Raw genomic sequence first — 16,333 nt, forward strand, 5'->3', positions numbered from 1 at the left:
ATCAGGCGAAATAACCGGCTTAGTGGAATGAATCGCCGCAGGCGCAGGAGCCGCCGGCGTTCGGATTGTCGATGGTGAAACCCTGCTTCGAGATGGTGTCCTCGAAGTCGATGCTTGCACCGCTCAGGTACGGCACGCTCATCTTGTCGACGACGACTTCCACTCCGTCGTAGTCGCGGACAGCGTCACCATCGAGGAGCCGTTCGTCGAAGTAGAGCTGGTAAATCAACCCTGAGCAGCCACCGGGCTGCACGGCAACGCGCAGGCGCAGGTCCGTGCGGCCTTCCTGCTCGAGGAGGCTGCGCACCTTGCCGGCGGCGACATCGGTCAGGTTGACCTCGTGAACGGGCAGTTCGTCGCTGGCCACGGTGGTGGCGGTGCTGTTTTCGTTGGTTGAGGTGCTCATTGGCCTACCTTCTTAGGACGGTCTGGCGGCGTCGCCGTAACGGCGCCTGCCCCTACAAATACGGTATGGGCTATAGCTACATGCTACGCGCGGCAGTCCTGTAGCTCTAACTCCTGGCGTAACCGTCAAAGAACCCAGCTTGTTCCCTGGCAGCAGGGCAGGTGCCGGTGTTCCGAACGGCCATCAATTCCCTGTGGTGAGGGCTTCATTGTTCAACCGGCTGAGCATGAGGGCTTCAGCCAGGATGGCATTACGGAAGTCGCCGATGTGCAGTGACTCGTTGGCACTGTGCGCACGCGAATCGGGGTCTTCCACCCCGGTCACCAGGATCTGGGACTCGGGATACAACTCAGTGAGGTCTGCAATGAAGGGGATGGACCCGCCGATGCCCGTTTCGACCGCCTGAACGCCCCAGGCCTCCCCCAGTGCCCACATGGCCACAGTTGCAGCGGGGGACGATGTGTCGGTCTGGAAGGGGTTGCCTGCCTCGCCCGGGGTGAAGACAACCTTCGCCCCGAAGGGCGCGTTGGCTTCCACATGCCTGCGCACTGCATCCATGGCCTCGGCCGGTACCTGGCCGGGCGCCAGCCGCAGGCTGAATTTTGCCCTGGCCCGCGGAAGCAGCGTGTTGGACGCCACCTCGACGGCGGGAGCGTCGAAACCGATGATGGACAGGGCCGGCTTGGTCCACAGCCTCGAGGCGATGCTTCCCGTCCCGGCCAGGCGGACGCCGTCGAGCACGGACGCGTCGGCGCGGTAGTCCGCCTCCGGCATCTCCACGGCAGCCGTATCGGTGGCCACCAGCCCTTCGATGGCGACGTTTCCGTCGGCGTCGTGAAGCGTGGCAATGAGCCGGGACAGCAGGGTGGGGGCGTCCAGGACCGGCCCACCGAACATGCCGGAGTGCACCGCGTGGTCGAGTACCTGCACCTCGACAGTGCCGTCGACCAGGCCGCGGAGGCTGGTGGTGAGGGCAGGCGTGCCGACCTTCCAGTTGCTCGAGTCGGCAACCACAATGACATCGGCCCGGAGCAGCTCCCGGTTCGCTTCCAGGAAGGTCCGGAACGTGGGCGACCCCGCTTCTTCCTCGCCCTCGATGAAGAATGTCACGCCGAGGCCCAGGGAACCGCCAAGGACCTCGGCTGCAGCTGCATAAGCGGCAATGTGCACCATGATGCCGGCCTTATCGTCGGCGGCGCCGCGTCCGTACAGCCGTCCGTCCTTCTCGACGGCGGTAAAGGGCTGGGTTTCCCACAGCGACTCATCGCCCACGGGCTGGACGTCGTGGTGGGCATAGAGGAGGACAGTCGGCTTTCCAGCGGCAGCAGGGCGGCGGGCGACGACGGCCGGCCCGCCGGGCGTGCCGTCGTCCTTATTGACGGAAAGCACCTGGACGTCGTCGATCCCAGCGGCGCGGAGGAGCTCCGCGACGGCGTCGGCGCTTCGCTCCAGGGGGGCGCGCTCGAAGCTGGGCCACGCAATCCCCGGGATGGCAACCAACTCCTTAAGCCGTGCCAGGGTCTGGTCGAAGGACCGGTCTACAGCGGACCGAAGGTCTTCCGTCCCGCCGCTGGCCTCCCGGCCCGGTCCTGTCGTAGTGGTCGTGCTGCGCGGGGTTGCCGCAGGTGATGAAGTCATGGCCAAAACATTACCCCCGCCACTTTTGGCCGCCGGCCAGCGGACCTGCCACCGCAGGCAGGAGGCGGTCCGCTGCAAGGTATTCTGGTCAGGTGTTCGGACGTAGAAAAGAAGCGCCCTCGGCGCAGGAGACCATAGACCAGCAGGCAGCGGAGGCGGCGGCTCGGCAAGGAAGCGTGGCGGGCAAGGGCGCACCCACCCCAACGCGGAAGGCCCAGGAAGCCGCCCGCAAACGGCCGCTGGTACCCGAGGACCGCAAGGCATCCAAGGCCGCCGAACGCCAGGCCGTCCAGGACCAGCGCCTCAAGATGCGCCGGGCCTTGGATACGGGCGATGAGAAGTTCCTGCCGCTTCGCGACAAGGGTCCGCAGAAACGGTTTGCCCGCGACTTTGTGGATGCCCGGTTCAACCTTGGCGAGTACCTGATGTTTGGTGCCCTGGTTTTCGTGCTGGTGTCGCTGGTGGTTCCGGCCTCCAGCGACATGATGATCTACGTCCTGGGAGCTTTTTGGGTGATGTTCCTGGCGGTCTTCGTGGACGTGTTCATCCTGTCCCGCAAGCTCCGCAAGCGCCTGGCGGAAAAGTTCGGCGAGCTGGAGCGCGGCACGGTCTGGTACGGCTCCATGCGGTCCCTCCAGTTCCGGAAACTGCGGCTGCCCAAGCCCCAGGTGCAGCGCGGCCAGTACCCCGCCTGACCATCCATCAACCTCTTAACCACAGGCACCCCGGCGGAAATCCGCCGGGGTGCCTGCTTTTGATATGGGCCGCGCCCATCGCGGGCGCCGTGGGGCTCGAGGGTCAGGAGCGGCGGTTCCTTGCCAGCTGCTTGTTGATCCGGGCAGCCCAGAACGGCCCCTCGTAGAGGAAAGCCGTGTAGCCCTGCACCAGGGTGGCGCCGGCGTCGAGCCTTTCCTGGACGTCCTGCGCCGACTCAACGCCGCCTACCGAGACGAGGCTCAGGGCGTTGCCGGTGGCGTGCTTGAGCCGTTTCAGCACCTCAAGGGAACGCTGCTTCAGGGGAGCTCCGGACAATCCGCCGGCGCCGCATTTCTCCACCGTTTCCGCCGGCGATGCCAGCCCTTCGCGGGCGATGGTGGTGTTGGTGGCAATGATGCCGTCCAGCTTCAGGTCCAAGGCAAGGCGCGCAACGTCGTCGATGTCCTCGTCGCTGAGGTCCGGTGCGATCTTCACCAGCAGGGGTACGTGCCGTCCGGCGGCGCGATCGGCCTCCTGTCCGACGGCGGTAAGCAGGGGACGAAGTGTTTCCACGTCCTGGAGCAGCCGCAGTCCGGGGGTGTTGGGGGAACTGACATTCACCACGAGGTAGTCGGCAGCAGGCGCCAGGCTGCGCGCGCCCACCAGGTAGTCATCAACTGCGTCGGCAAGTTCCACCACTTTGGTCTTGCCGATGTTGACCCCGATGACCGGACGCACGGACGGGTAGCGGCGCTGGAGTGCGGCACGCGCTGCCTTCAGCCGGGGCGCAACGGCAGACGCGCCGTCGTTGTTGAATCCCATCCGGTTGATGACGGCCCGGTCCTGGACCAGGCGGAAGAGCCTCGGCTTGTCATTGCCGGGCTGCGCCTGTCCGGTGATCGTGCCTACTTCGATGTGCCCGAATCCAAGGTCCGCCAGGGCCTCTATCCCGTGGCCTTCCTTGTCAAAACCGGCGGCGAGTCCGAACGGCGACGGAAAAGTCACGCCGAAGGCCGTGGTTTGCAGCGATGGCGCCGGAGCAGTCAGCTTCTGCAGGACCCTCCCGGCTCCCGACGCATGCGCGAGCCGGATGCCCTTAAATCCGATCTTGTGGGCGCGCTCGGCGTCCATCCATGAAAAGGCCAGCCTGAAGAAAGTGGGGTAAACGCGCATGCCTTTAGTTTCGCGTCTCCGGGGCCCCGCACCAAAACGGAGACGCGGCCGAACGGACCGGCGCGGCGCGGCGTCCCGGTCTAGCATGAGGGACATGCAGTGGCAGCAGGACATCCTGGGGGAGGATTTCGAGTCCCAGACCTTTACGGCCGCCGGACCTGACGGGGTGGGCCGGACAGCCACCTTGGTGCGGCTCAGGCCAGGCCAGGGCAACGCGTCCGACGGCGGCCCGCGCCGGGCTGTGCTCTTCCTGCACGGCTGGAGCGACTATTTCTTCAATGTTGACCTGGCCCGGTTCTGGGCTGCCGCCGGCTATGACTTCTACGCCCTGGACATGCACAATCACGGACGGAGCCTGCGCCCGGAGTCACCTGGGGGTTACGTGGCGGACCTGGCCGCTTACGACGCCGAGATCGAAGAAGCCGCCCGCTTGATCCGCCAGGAGGGAATCCCCGGGCCGCTGGTTTTGATGGGCCATTCGACCGGCGGGCTGGTGGCGGCCCTGTGGACCAGCCAGCATCCGGAGGCCGTCTCCCTGCTGATCCTGAACAGTCCTTGGCTGGAGATGCACGGAAGTTCGCTGGTCCGGCGGGCAGCCTCCAGCATGGTGCGTCCGGTGGCCCGCTTGCGCCCGCAGGCGGTCCTCCGCCTTCCGGAGCGTGGCCACTACTGGCGTACCATCAGCGACGCGGCCGACGGCGAATGGCCGGTGGATGAGCGCTACCGCCCCCGCCTGGCTTTTCCCGTTCGGGCAGGGTGGCTGCGGGCAGTCCTCGCCGGGCATGCCCGCGTGGCGCGCGGCCTGGACATCGAGGCGCCGATCCTGGTCTTGCTGTCCAAAGGAAGTGCCAACGGCCTGCTCTGGTCCGAGGAAATGCGGCGGACAGACGCCGTCCTGGATGTGAACATCATCAGCACCCGGGCACTTGCCCTGGGCCGTACCGTGACCATCGAGCGGATTGACGGTGCGCTGCATGACGTCTTCCTCTCCCCCGGGCCGGTCCGGTCCGACGCCTATTTCCGGCTGGCCCGCTGGCTGCGGGCGTACGGCGAACGCTAGTCCGCCTGGGGATCCGCCGGTGCAGCGGCAGCATCTATGGCACCGCCGTAGCGGCGGTCCCGCCTGGCATATTCCTCGACGGCGGTCCAAAGGGTCCGCCTGTCGACATCGGGCCACAGCGTGTCCATGAAGACGAACTCCGCATACGCGGACTGCCAGAGCAGGAAGTTGGAGAGCCGCTGCTCCCCCGAGCTGCGCAGGAAGAGGTCCACGTCTGGGAGGTCGGGCTCATCCAGGTACTTCTGGATGGTCCGCTCGGTGATGGCGCCCGGCTTGAGCCTGCCAGCTGCGACGTCCGCAGCGATCGCGGAGACGGCGTCGGTTATCTCAGCCCGGCCGCCGTAATTAACACACATGGTCAAATTGCAGGTGGTGTTGGCGGCGGTGAACTCTTCAGCCTCCTCCAGTTCCCGAATCACGGAACCCCAAAGGCGCGGCCGGCGTCCTGCCCAGCGCACGCGCACCCCCCAGTCGTCCAACTGGTTCCGTTGCCTTCGAAGCACGTCCTTGTTAAATCCCATCAGGAAGCGGACTTCCTCCGGCGAACGGCGCCAATTCTCGGTGGAAAAGGCGTAGACGCTGACATACTCAATCCCGAGCTCGATGGCACCGGCCATCACATCAAGCAGGGCCGGCTCCCCCGCCTTGTGGCCCTCGATCCGGGGCAGGCCGCGCTGGTTGGCCCACCGGCCGTTGCCGTCCATGACGATGGCCACGTGCCGGGGAATGAATTCAGCGGGGATGAAGGGTGCCACCGCGCCCGAAGGGTGCGGGTACGGGGCCACCACGGGATGGGTGCGCTTCCGGGGTGCATTGTTCTTTTTTCCCAAGGCCACTGTCAGCTGCGCTCCACATGTTTGAGGGATTTCAGTACTCGTTCAAGATGCCATTGCAGGTATGCCGCCACCAGGCCGGCGGCCTCCTTGCGGTGCTGCGGCAACGACGCATCCGCAGTGGCCCAGTCACCGGTCAGCAGGGCTGCCAGCAGGACAACGGTTTCGGAAGCGGGTGCAGGTGACCCGGGCGGCCTGCACTGTGCGCAGACCATGCCGCCAAGGGGTGCGGAAAACGCTGTATGCGGGCCGGGCATTCCGCAGCGCGAGCAATCGGTAAAGCTGGGGGCCCAACCGCCGGTGGCCAGGGCACGAAGCAGGTAGGAGTCCAGGATGAGGCCTGCGGCGTGGTCGTCGCGGCTCAGTGCGGCGAGGGCGCCCACCAACAGGTTGTATTGGGCGGTTCCGGCTTCACCGTCCACATCGGTCAGTTTCTCCGCGGTCTCCGTCATGGCGGCGGCAACCGTGTACCTGCCGTAATCCGCGGCAATACTGCCGCCGTATGCACCTTTGGCAACTGCCTGCGTGACGATGTCCAGCGTGCGGCCGGACACCAGTTGCAGGTCTGCCACCATGAAGGGTTCAAGCCGGGCACCGAACCGGCTGCTGGTGCGGCGCACGCCTTTGGCGACGGCGCGGACCTGGCCATGGTGCTTGGTCAGGAGCGTGATGATGCGGTCCGCCTCACCCAGCTTGTGGGTACGGAGTACCACGGCGTCGTCCCGGTACGCCCGGGAGGCAAAAGACTGTTGAACCACGCTCTATCTTCCCATCCTGCCCGGCAGCCTGCCGACAGGTACGGTGGTGCGGCCGGTTGGAACCGGCGGCACCACCGCCAGGTGTCAGGCCCGGGCGTCCCGGATGGCCCGGTTGACCGCCGAAATGACGGCCTTGAGGGAGGACATGCTGGTGTTCGCATCGATGCCGACACCCCACAGGACCCGCTCCCCCACGGCGCATTCGACATACGCGGCCGCGGCGGCGTTGCCGCCCTCGGACAGGGCGTGCTCGCTGTAGTCCAGCACCCGGACGTCCACGCCGTCCTCGTGGAGGATGTTCAGCAGGGCCGCGATAGGGCCGTTTCCCGTCCCGGTGCGGCTGACCTGGGCACCATCGATGGTGAGCGAGGCGTGAAGCGTCATGCCGCCGTCGGCATCCGTTTCCGTCTTGACCCCGCCCAGGGAGTAGCGGCCCCACTGCCCCTCGGCGTTGCCGGACGGCAGGTACTCGTCCTGGAAGATCTGCCACAGCTGTGCTCCGCTGACCTCGCCGCCCACGGTGTCAGTGCGGCGCTGGATGACGCCGGAGAACTCAATTTGCGCGCGGCGCGGCAGGTCCAGGCTGTGCTCATTCTTCAGCAGGTAGGCCACGCCGCCCTTGCCGGACTGGGAGTTCACGCGGATGACGGCTTCGTAGCTGCGGCCCAGGTCCTTGGGGTCCACCGGCAGGTAAGGAACCTGCCAGGTGAAGTCATCCACGGCCTTGCCGGCCGCTGCGGCGTCGCGCTCCAGTGCTTCAAAGCCCTTCTTGATCGCGTCCTGGTGGGATCCGGAGAAAGCGGTGAACACCAGGTCGCCACCGTACGGCGAACGCTCGGGAACCGGCAGCTGGTTGCAGTACTCCACGGTCCGGCGGACGTCGTCGATGTTGGAGAAGTCGATCATGGGGTCGATGCCCTGGACGAACATGTTCAGGCCCAGGGTCACCAGGTCCACGTTGCCGGTCCGTTCACCGTTTCCGAACAGGCAGCCTTCGATGCGGTCGGCGCCGGCCATGTAGCCCAGTTCGGCGGCAGCCACCCCGGTTCCGCGGTCGTTGTGCGGGTGCAACGAGAGGATGATGCCTTCGCGGGGGTGCAGGTGGCGGCTCATCCACTCGATGGAATCGGCATAGATGTTGGGGGTGGCCATTTCCACAGTGGCGGGCAGGTTGATGATCACCTGGCGGTCGGCGGAGGCTTCGAAAACATCGGCGACGGCGTTGCACACCCGCACGGCGTACTCGAGTTCCGTGCCGGTGAAGGACTCCGGTGAGTACTCGTACGTCACGTGCGTGTCAGCGAGGGTTTCCTCGTACTTCCTGCACAGGCGGGCCCCCTGCAGCGCTATGTCCAGGATGCCGTCCTCGTCCTGGTTGAAGACCACGCGCCGCTGCAGCACGGACGTGGAGTTGTAGAGGTGGACGATGGCCTGCTTCGCCCCCACCAGGGACTCGTAGGTCCGTTCGATCAGGTGTTCCCGGGCCTGCGTCAGGACCTGGATGGTGACGTCATCCGGGATGTGGTTACCTTCGATGAGCTGGCGGACAAAGTCGAAGTCCGTCTGGGACGCGGACGGGAAACCAACCTCGATTTCCTTGTAGCCCATGCGCACCAGCAGGTCGAACATCTTCATCTTGCGGGCGGGGCTCATGGGATCGATCAGCGCCTGGTTGCCGTCGCGCAGGTCAACTGCGCACCAGCGCGGGGCCTTGGTGATGACCTTGTCCGGCCAGGTGCGGTCCGGCAGTTCAACTTTGATCTGGTCCTGGAACGGCGTGTACCGGTGGGCGGGCATTCCGGAGGGCTTTTGTGCGTTACGCATGATGTTCGTGGCCTTTTCTATCGATCTTCAGTGAAAGGGTGGCCGGGCAACACAAACTCCGCAGCGAGGGTGGGCCGTGCGCTAGATAGCGTCTGTGGCCTCGCCGCGGCAGCTAAGGAGAAGGAGCTCTGCACGCACACTTTGAGGGTAACACGGGTGCGTAAGATGAAAGGGCACTACCGTCCGTAAAGTCCAGCATGCAGACGCTCTGCGGTGTTCCGCCCGGCAGCGGCGTCCCAGCAAAGGAGTTGCAGTGCCCATTTCGGGGATCGATCTGTCCACCATTGATCACACAGTCCGGCCGCAGGACGACCTCTACCAGCACATCAACGGCGCCTGGCTGAAGGCCACCGAAATTCCGGATGACCGTCCCCTGGAGGGGACCTTCACCGCCCTGCGGGACGGGTCCGAAATTGCCGTCCGGGACATCATCGAGGAGGCCGCGGCCAAGGGCGGCGACGCCACCGGGATCGAGCGGAAGATCGGCGGGCTTTACAGCAGCTTCATGGACGAAGCCACCGTCGAGGGCAAGGGCATGGAGCCCATCCGCGGGCGACTCGCGGAAGTTTTCGCCACCGCCTCGGCGCGGGACCTCATTGCCCTGGCGGGACGGCTGTTCCGCAAGGACGTGGGCGGCTTATTTTACATCTACCCCGCGCCGGATGCGGGCAACCCCGACCGGGTCCTTCTCTACACCGGCCAGGGCGGCCTGGGCCTTCCCGATGAGTCCTACTACCGTGACGGGAAGTTCGCCCCGATCGTTGCCGCGTACACGGCACACGTGGAGAAGATGTTCGAACTGGCCGGTGTTGCGGATCCGAAGGGTGCAGCAGCGCGCGTGGTCGGGCTGGAGACAAAGCTCGCGTCCCACCATTGGGACAACGTCACCCTCCGGGACCCGCAGAAGACCTACAACCTCAAGACGGCGGAGGAGGCCGCCGGGCTCTTCCCCCTGCTTGCCACCTGGTTTGACGCCGCCGGAATCGATGCGGACAAGCGCACTGAAATCGTGGTCAGCACTCCTGACTTCTTCACCGGCGCTGCCGGGCTCCTGGACGAAGTCCCGGTCAGCACGTGGCAGGAGTGGCTGGCCATGCGCGTCGTCAGTGCGGCCGCACCCTATCTGTCCTCCGAGTTCGTGGACGCCAACTTTGCCTTCTACGGCACCACCATCAGCGGCACGCCCAGGAATAAGGACCGGTGGAAGCGCGGCGTCGCGGTCGTCGAAGCAGGCCTCGGTGAAGCTGTCGGCCAGATCTACGTGGCACGCCATTTCCCCGAGTCCCACAAGGCGCGGATGCAGACTTTGGTGGCGAACCTGATCGAGGCCTACCGCCGCAGCATCAATGACGTCGGCTGGATGGGCGAGGACACTAAAGCCGAAGCCCTGCGCAAGCTGGAGGCGTTCCGGGCGAAGATTGGCTACCCGGACGAGTGGATCGACTATTCGGCCGTGGAGATCGACCCCGAGGACCTGCTGGGCAACGTGGAACGCGCCCACAACGCCGATGTCGACAGGCACCTCGATGAGGTGGGCAAGCCCGTGGACCGGAACAAGTGGCTGATGACGCCACAAACGGTCAATGCGTACTACCACCCGATGATGAACGAGATCGTCTTCCCCGCGGCTATCCTGCAGCCGCCGTTCTTCACCGCCGATGCCGACGACGCCGTCAACTACGGCGGCATCGGCGCTGTGATCGGCCATGAGATAGGCCACGGCTTTGATGACCAGGGCTCACAGTTCGACGGCGGCGGGGCCCTTCGGAACTGGTGGACCGACCAGGACCGGCAGGCTTTCGAGGCGCTGACGGCCCGGCTCGTGGCGCAGTACGACGCGCTCTCCCCCACCGCCGCGCCCGGGCACCACGTCAACGGCCGGCTTACGCTGGGCGAGAACATCGGCGACCTGGCAGGGCTCACCATCGCTTACAAGGCGTACCTGATCAGCCTCGACGGCAGGGAACCGGAGGTCCTTGACGGCCTGACCGGTCAGCAGCGGTTCTTCGCTTCCTGGGCCGCGGGCTGGCGCCAGGTCATCCGGCAGGAGGAGGCCATCCGCCGGCTTGCGACCGATCCCCACTCACCGAACGAGTTCCGGACCAACGCCATAGCGAAGAACCTCGATCCGTTCCATGAGGCCTTCGATGTCACCGAGGACGATGGAATGTGGATGCCGGCCGCCGAGCGGGTCAGCATCTGGTAACCGGAGCGCACCAACATGGGCCCCGCCGTTTTCGGCGGGGCCCATGTTCTTGCTGGTGGCACTTGAGCGCCGCAGGAACCGCTGCTGCTACCGGACGATCAGCTCGGGATTGGCCTGCTGGCAGACCTTGTCACCTGCGGTCTGGTTGACAATGTCCTGGGGCAAGGCAGCGGCAGTTCCGCCACCTGCCGCTCCGTAGGCCGTGCCGGTGGTGAAGTCGCTGCCGACATACACCTGAACGCCGGACACGCCCGGGGCGGGAATCATGAGCGTGGCAGGGATTCCCAGCAGCGCGGCCACATCGGCAGCCACATCCGCGAAGCCATTCCCGTAGTAGACCGCTGACTTGGCGACCGGCTGGGCGAGGAATTGCCCGGTCTGGGTGAAGCCGCCGGCTACCAGCGCCTGGACCAGCTCCTGGGCACGGCCGTTGACGCCGCTTCCGTTAGCGACCGTGACCGGCTGGATGGCCTTGTTGTACGGCGGAACCGGCGGAGCGGTCTCCGTGGGGGCCGCCGAAGGCGGTGCCGACTCCGTGGGCGACGGCGTGGTGGGCGCAGTGGGATCGGTCAGGTCCACGTTCTTCCGCAGCGCCGAAAACAGCTGGGCCCCTGCGGGTTCTGCGATGACGAGCCTGTTGGGGTCGACGGGTGCGGGCGTCGTGGGCACCGCAACGAACGCCACCTTGCTGATGTCGATGTTCTTGAGCCGGTTGCCGATGGTCAGCAGCGTGGGAACGGAAGCGAGGCCGTCATCCACCGTCAGGTTCTGGGTTACGACGTCGGCGATCTTCAGCATTTTCGCGGGGTCCGACAGGGTGCCTTCGTCCTTGATCTTCCGCGTCAGCGACGAGAGGAAGCCCTGCTGGGCCTTGATGCGGCCCAGGTCGCTGCCGTCGGCGAAGGCGTGGCGGGTGCGGAGGAAGGAAAGCGCCATCTCGCCCTGTACGGACGACGTGCCGGCCGGAAGCCGCAGCCTTGAATCAGGGTCGTAGACTGCGTCGCTGATGCAGACGTCCACGCCGCCGACGGCGTTGGAAAGTTCCTTCACGGCATTGAAGTCCGCCATCATGAAGTGGTCCACCTGCATGCCAGTGAGTTTGTTGACCGTGTCCACGGCGCAGCCGATGCCGGCCTCGCTCATGGCCTCATTGATCATGACTCCGGTGCGTGCCGGGTAATCCTTTTTGGTCTTGGTGTCCTTGCAGTCGGGGATGTCCACCAGCAGGTCGCGGGGAAAGCTGATGACGTTGACGCGCTTGTTGTCCTCGGAGATGTCCATCAGCATCATCACATCGGACTTGCCGTACCCGGTGGAATCATCGGCAGTCCCATACTCCGAGTTCTTCCCGTCCCGCGTGTCCGAGCCGAGGATCAGGATCTGCAGCCGGCCCGTGGCATCGTTCCCCGGCGACTCGGTGCTCTCCCCGCCCGCGTTCAACGGCGCCTTGGAGATGTTGGTCTGGAGCCGGAAGAACCAAAATCCGGCGAACGCAGCAGCCGCGACGAGGACCAGCGCCACCACCCCGGTGACGGCCTTCAACCACAAGGGCATGCTCCGCAGGGGCCCGAGGTGCCGTGCGGCACCCACGGTATGGCTGTCCGCGTGACGGGATACCGGTCCCGGTCCGGCTGACAGGTCAGCCCCGTTGTCGCGATTGTCGCGGCCTCGACCCACGTGGTGAACCTTCCTTTAAAAACGAAATCCGGTCCATTTTAGTGGTCCAGTCTGGTCAACTTACCTTGCACGCGCCCGCGAACAGTCCCAATGCTGGTCAGAAACCGAGTTTGACCAGTTGTTTCGGGTCCCGCTGCCAGTCTTTGGCCACCTTGACATGGAGATCAAGGTAGATGCGCGTGCCAAGGAGGGCTTCGATGCCTTTGCGCGCGTTGGTACCGACTTCACGCAGGCGGGCACCGCCCTTGCCGATGATGATGGCCTTCTGTGAGGGGCGCTCGACGTAGAGGTTGACACGCACGTCCAACAGGGGGCTGTCTTCCGGCCGGTCATCACGGGGAACAATTTCCTCCACCACGACGGCGAGGGAGTGCGGAAGCTCATCCCGGACACCCTCCAGGGCTGCTTCGCGGATCAGTTCTGCCACCATGACAGCCTCGGGTTCGTCCGTCAATTCCCCGTCCGGGTACAGCGGGGGCGACGGCGGCATGTGGCTGATGAGCACATCGGCCACCGTTTCCACCTGGAAACCGTCGGCGGCGGAAACGGGGACGATGTCCTTCCAGCCGTCCTCGCCCATCACCTCGCGGCCCAGGGCGGCAACGGCCAGGAGCTGTTCCGTCAGTGCCTGCTTGTCCACGAGGTCGGCTTTGGTGACGATGGCGATCACAGGCTTGCGGCCCACGGCTGCAAGTTGGGCGGCGATGAACTTGTCGCCGGGCCCGATCTTTTCGTTGGCAGGCAGGCAGAAGCCGATGGCGTCCACTTCGGCGAGGGTGTCGGCCACCAGGTCATTGAGGCGCTTGCCGAGGAGGGTGCGGGGACGGTGCAGCCCCGGCGTGTCCACCAGGATCAGCTGGGCGTCGTCGCGGTGCACGATGCCCCGGATGGTGTGCCGGGTAGTCTGCGGCTTGGCGGAGGTAATGGCCACCTTCTTCCCTACCAATGCATTGGTCAGGGTGGACTTGCCCGCGTTGGGCCTGCCAACCAGGACAGAAAACCCCGCGCGGAAACCGCCGAAGTCGTCCGGTTCGGCAGCCTTACTTTTCTTGCTCACGTGGAACTCCCTGCTGGGTTGTTTCGGCCTCCTCGAGGAGGCCTTCAAGGTCAGTCTCTACTCTTGGTACGGGCGCCGCAATGATGTGGCTGACGCGGTTCCGCCGGCCCTCGAGCCGTTCGGCCCGCAGCGAGACGCCCTGCACGTCAACGCTGCTTCCCACGATGGGGACACGGCCGAGCGCCTTCGCGAGGAGGCCGCCCACTGTGTCAACCTCGTCGTCGTCAATTTCGAGGTCGAAAAGCTCGCCGAGGTCGTCGATGCCCATGCGGGCGCTGACCCGGTAGGAGCCGTCCCCCAGCGCCACGGCTTCGGCGCTCTCGGTATCGTATTCGTCCACGATCTCGCCCACGATCTCCTCGATCAGGTCCTCGAGGGTTACCAGCCCGGCGGTGCCGCCGTACTCGTCGATGACGATGGCCACGTGCGTGGACTCCTTCTGCAGCTCGCGCAGGAGGTCGCTGACGGGCTTCGACTCGGGCACATAGCGCACCTCGCGGGCCAGTGATTCGACCAGCGGCGGCTCCTGCCCGGGTCCCATCTGGTGGATGACGGCGGCCACGTCCTTGAGGTAAACGATGCCGAGGATGTGGTCCGTGTTCTCGTTGATGACCGGGATCCGCGAATATCCCGAGCGCAGGAACAGCGACATCGCCTGGTGGAGGCTGGAGCCGGCGTCGATGCTGACGATGTCCGTCCTGGGGACCATGACGGCCCGCACCAGGGTATCGCCGAAGTCGAAGACCGACTGGATCATTTCGGCTTCGGTGTCCTCGATCATGTCGGACTCGCTGGCGCGGTCAACGAGTTCCCGGAACTCCTGCTCGCTGAAGAACGCGTCGTCGCCGCCGGGTGCGCCTGGAGCTGCCGAACTTCCCAAAGCCACCAGCCAGCCCGGGATGGGACCCAGCACGCTGGTGAGGAACCGGACCATCGGGGCGGTGAAGCGGACGACCGCGGAGGAGTGCAGCCTGCCGAGCTGGCGGGGTGAGACCCCAACGATCACGAACCCCAGGACGGCCATGATGCCGGTGGCGACAAGTCCTGCGAGCCAAACGTTGTCGAGCAGGCTTGCGATCAGGACGGCGACGGCCACCGCGGAGGCCATTTCGAACCAGACGCGCCAGAAGCGAAGCGCCCGGGTGTGGGCCACGGGTTCAGCCAGGATGCGGCGCATCGCAGTGTCGCGGCTCCTGTGGAGTGCCTCTTCAGCGTCGTGCCGCGGAAGGAAGCTGAAGGCAGCCTCGGCCGCCGTCAGCAGGGCTGCGACGGCAAGGAAGACCAGAGCCACCGCAACCAGCAGCAGTTGTGTCACTGGGTGGTCTCGGCAGGTGCTTCTTTGCCGGTGAAGCCGGACAGGAGTTCCCGCTGGAGCCCGAACATCTCCGCCTTCTCTTCCGGTTCGGCGTGGTCGTAGCCCAGCAGGTGAAGGATGCCGTGCGTGGTAAGCAGCAGCATTTCGTCCTGCAGCGAATGCCCGGCGTTCCTGGCCTGGACCTTGGCGACCTGCGGGCAGATGGCGATGTCGCCCAGCATGCCCTGGGGCGTGGGCCGGCCGGGTGTCCCGGGGGTCAATTCGTCCATGGGCACCGAGAGCACATCCGTGGCGCCCGGTTCGTCCATCAGTTCAATGTGCAGCTTCTCCATGGCCGGCTCATCCACGAGGAGGATGGACAGTTCGGCCTGCGGATGGATGTAAAGGTGTTCGAAGATGTACCGTGACAGTTCCACAAGCGCGGACTCATCCACCTGGATGCCGGACTCGTTGTTGACCTCGATACTCACGCGTGTTCCCCCCGTTTTTCGCGGCTTGCTGAATGCTTGACGCGGCTCCGCTGGGCTTCGTCCCAGATGCTGTACGCGTTTACGATGTCGCCGACCAGCCTGTGCCTGACGACGTCGGCGGCGTCCAGGACGGAGAAGTTCACGCCCTCGATCCCCTGCAGGATTTCTTCGACGATCCGCAGCCCGGATCGCGTCCCAAAGGGAAGGTCCACTTGGGTCACGTCTCCGGTGACCACCATCTTGGACCCGAACCCGAGCCGGGTGAGGAACATCTTCATCTGTTCCGGCGTGGTGTTCTGGGCTTCGTCGAGGATGATGAAGGCGTCGTTGAGGGTGCGTCCGCGCATGTAGGCGAGGGGTGCCACTTCGATGGTGCCGGCGGCCATGAGCCGGGGAATGGATTCGGGGTCCATCATGTCGTGCAGGGCGTCGTAAAGCGGCCGCAGGTAGGGATCGATCTTGTCGCTGAGCGTGCCCGGCAGGAACCCGAGACGCTCCCCCGCCTCTACCGCAGGGCGCGTCAGGATAATCCGGCTGACTTCCTTCTGCTGCAGTGCCTGCACGGCTTTCGCCATGGCCAGGTAGGTCTTGCCGGTACCGGCCGGGCCGATACCGAAGATCACCGTGTTGGCGTCGATGGCGTCAACGTAGGTCTTCTGGTTGAGCGTCTTGGGCCGGATGGTCCTGCCGCGGCTGGAGAGGATGTCGTGCGTGAGCACGTCCACGGGATTCTGCAGCGACTGCGTGCGGAGGAGGGCCACCAGCTGTTGCAGCACCGCTGGGGTGATGACGGTGCCCCGGGCCACAAGGCCACGGACCTCCTGGAGGAGCCGCATGATGCGGGGAACGTCGCTGACCGGTCCGCTGATGGACAGTTCGTTGCCGCGGGCATGGAAGTTGACGTCCGGGAACTGCTCCTCGATGAACCGCAGTGCCTCGTCATGACTGCCGAGCGACTGAACCATCTGGTCGGAGTTCTCGAAGAGGACTACTTCGGTCCGGATGCCGGGAAGGGAGTGCGGGAATTCCCCCGGACTGCCATCGCCCGTGTTGAGCCGGCGCTTACCATTTGCTGATTCAGTCATGGTGCTGGCCCGCAGGCCCGTGGTCCCCTCAAAGATCGACATCAGTTGTTCGCTGCAGCCGATACCCGATGAACGGGGCACCTGCCGGCGGTCCCTTTATCTTACGCCAGCACACGCCCCGGCCGGATACCTGCC

14 protein-coding genes are annotated in these 16,333 nt (G+C 65.4%); 3 read left to right on the plus strand and 11 right to left on the minus strand.

What is annotated here, in order from left to right:
* Nucleotides 1-19 precede the first annotated feature (19 nt).
* Both PV772_RS02560 and PV772_RS02565 read right to left on the minus strand, forming a co-directional pair.
* Nucleotides 20-406 carry an iron-sulfur cluster assembly accessory protein gene (locus tag PV772_RS02560; RefSeq protein ID WP_109044573.1) on the minus strand — a complete coding sequence of 129 codons (387 nt, stop codon included), beginning with the start codon at nucleotides 404-406 and terminating at the stop codon, nucleotides 20-22.
* A gap of 183 nt (nucleotides 407-589) precedes the next feature.
* Entirely contained in the window at nucleotides 590-2,044 is a 1,455-nt protein-coding gene (locus PV772_RS02565; protein ID WP_307356488.1) for a dipeptidase, read from the minus strand.
* A gap of 92 nt (nucleotides 2,045-2,136) precedes the next feature.
* Between PV772_RS02565 and PV772_RS02570 the strand changes: the two genes are divergently transcribed.
* Nucleotides 2,137-2,739 (plus strand): DUF3043 domain-containing protein, encoded by a 603-nt coding sequence (locus PV772_RS02570; protein ID WP_307356485.1) that lies wholly within the window; start codon nucleotides 2,137-2,139, stop codon nucleotides 2,737-2,739.
* 103 nt (nucleotides 2,740-2,842) lie between these two features.
* Here the strand turns inward: PV772_RS02570 and PV772_RS02575 are convergent, their stop codons facing one another.
* Nucleotides 2,843-3,913, minus strand: a complete 1,071-nt coding sequence (locus tag PV772_RS02575) for a quinone-dependent dihydroorotate dehydrogenase (RefSeq protein ID WP_347885259.1) — start codon at nucleotides 3,911-3,913, stop codon at nucleotides 2,843-2,845.
* Between the two features lie 94 nt (nucleotides 3,914-4,007).
* Between PV772_RS02575 and PV772_RS02580 the strand changes: the two genes are divergently transcribed.
* Nucleotides 4,008-4,973 (plus strand): alpha/beta hydrolase, encoded by a 966-nt coding sequence (locus PV772_RS02580; RefSeq protein WP_347885260.1) that lies wholly within the window; start codon nucleotides 4,008-4,010, stop codon nucleotides 4,971-4,973.
* Here PV772_RS02580 and PV772_RS02585 read toward each other — a convergent pair.
* The 3 genes from PV772_RS02585 to leuA all read right to left on the minus strand — a co-directional run bounded on the left by PV772_RS02585 (nucleotide 4,970) and on the right by leuA (nucleotide 8,388).
* On the minus strand, nucleotides 4,970-5,809 hold the full coding sequence (locus PV772_RS02585) for an isoprenyl transferase (protein ID WP_141181621.1): 840 nt from the start codon (nucleotides 5,807-5,809) through the stop codon (nucleotides 4,970-4,972). The genes PV772_RS02580 and PV772_RS02585 overlap by 4 nt on opposite strands.
* A 2-nt stretch (nucleotides 5,810-5,811) precedes the next feature.
* On the minus strand, nucleotides 5,812-6,564 hold the full coding sequence (gene recO / locus PV772_RS02590; protein ID WP_141160392.1) for a DNA repair protein RecO: 753 nt from the start codon (nucleotides 6,562-6,564) through the stop codon (nucleotides 5,812-5,814).
* 84 nt (nucleotides 6,565-6,648) lie between these two features.
* Nucleotides 6,649-8,388 (minus strand): 2-isopropylmalate synthase, encoded by a 1,740-nt coding sequence (gene leuA / locus PV772_RS02595; protein ID WP_141160391.1) that lies wholly within the window; start codon nucleotides 8,386-8,388, stop codon nucleotides 6,649-6,651.
* Nucleotides 8,389-8,641: 253 nt separating this feature from the next.
* On the opposite strand from leuA, the gene PV772_RS02600 reads away from it, so the two are divergent.
* Nucleotides 8,642-10,594 carry a M13-type metalloendopeptidase gene (locus PV772_RS02600; protein ID WP_141160390.1) on the plus strand — a complete coding sequence of 651 codons (1,953 nt, stop codon included), beginning with the start codon at nucleotides 8,642-8,644 and terminating at the stop codon, nucleotides 10,592-10,594.
* A gap of 87 nt (nucleotides 10,595-10,681) precedes the next feature.
* Here PV772_RS02600 and PV772_RS02605 read toward each other — a convergent pair whose 3' ends face one another.
* From PV772_RS02605 to PV772_RS02625, 5 genes are all read right to left on the minus strand, one after another.
* On the minus strand, nucleotides 10,682-12,148 hold the full coding sequence (locus PV772_RS02605) for an LCP family protein (RefSeq protein WP_347885261.1): 1,467 nt from the start codon (nucleotides 12,146-12,148) through the stop codon (nucleotides 10,682-10,684).
* Nucleotides 12,149-12,368: 220 nt separating this feature from the next.
* On the minus strand, nucleotides 12,369-13,328 hold the full coding sequence (gene era, locus PV772_RS02610; RefSeq protein ID WP_141160388.1) for a GTPase Era: 960 nt from the start codon (nucleotides 13,326-13,328) through the stop codon (nucleotides 12,369-12,371).
* Nucleotides 13,312-14,643 (minus strand): hemolysin family protein, encoded by a 1,332-nt coding sequence (locus tag PV772_RS02615; protein ID WP_307356470.1) that lies wholly within the window; start codon nucleotides 14,641-14,643, stop codon nucleotides 13,312-13,314. The genes era and PV772_RS02615 overlap by 17 nt, the downstream gene beginning before the upstream one ends.
* Nucleotides 14,640-15,113 (minus strand): rRNA maturation RNase YbeY, encoded by a 474-nt coding sequence (ybeY, locus tag PV772_RS02620; protein ID WP_347885262.1) that lies wholly within the window; start codon nucleotides 15,111-15,113, stop codon nucleotides 14,640-14,642. The genes PV772_RS02615 and ybeY overlap by 4 nt, the downstream gene beginning before the upstream one ends.
* On the minus strand, nucleotides 15,110-16,198 hold the full coding sequence (locus PV772_RS02625) for a PhoH family protein (RefSeq protein ID WP_307357113.1): 1,089 nt from the start codon (nucleotides 16,196-16,198) through the stop codon (nucleotides 15,110-15,112). The genes ybeY and PV772_RS02625 overlap by 4 nt, the downstream gene beginning before the upstream one ends.
* Between the last annotated feature and the right edge of the window lie 135 nt (nucleotides 16,199-16,333).

Source organism: Pseudarthrobacter sp. CC12 (assembly GCF_039907755.1).
In the GTDB taxonomy this organism is placed as follows: domain Bacteria; phylum Actinomycetota; class Actinomycetes; order Actinomycetales; family Micrococcaceae; genus Arthrobacter; species Arthrobacter niigatensis.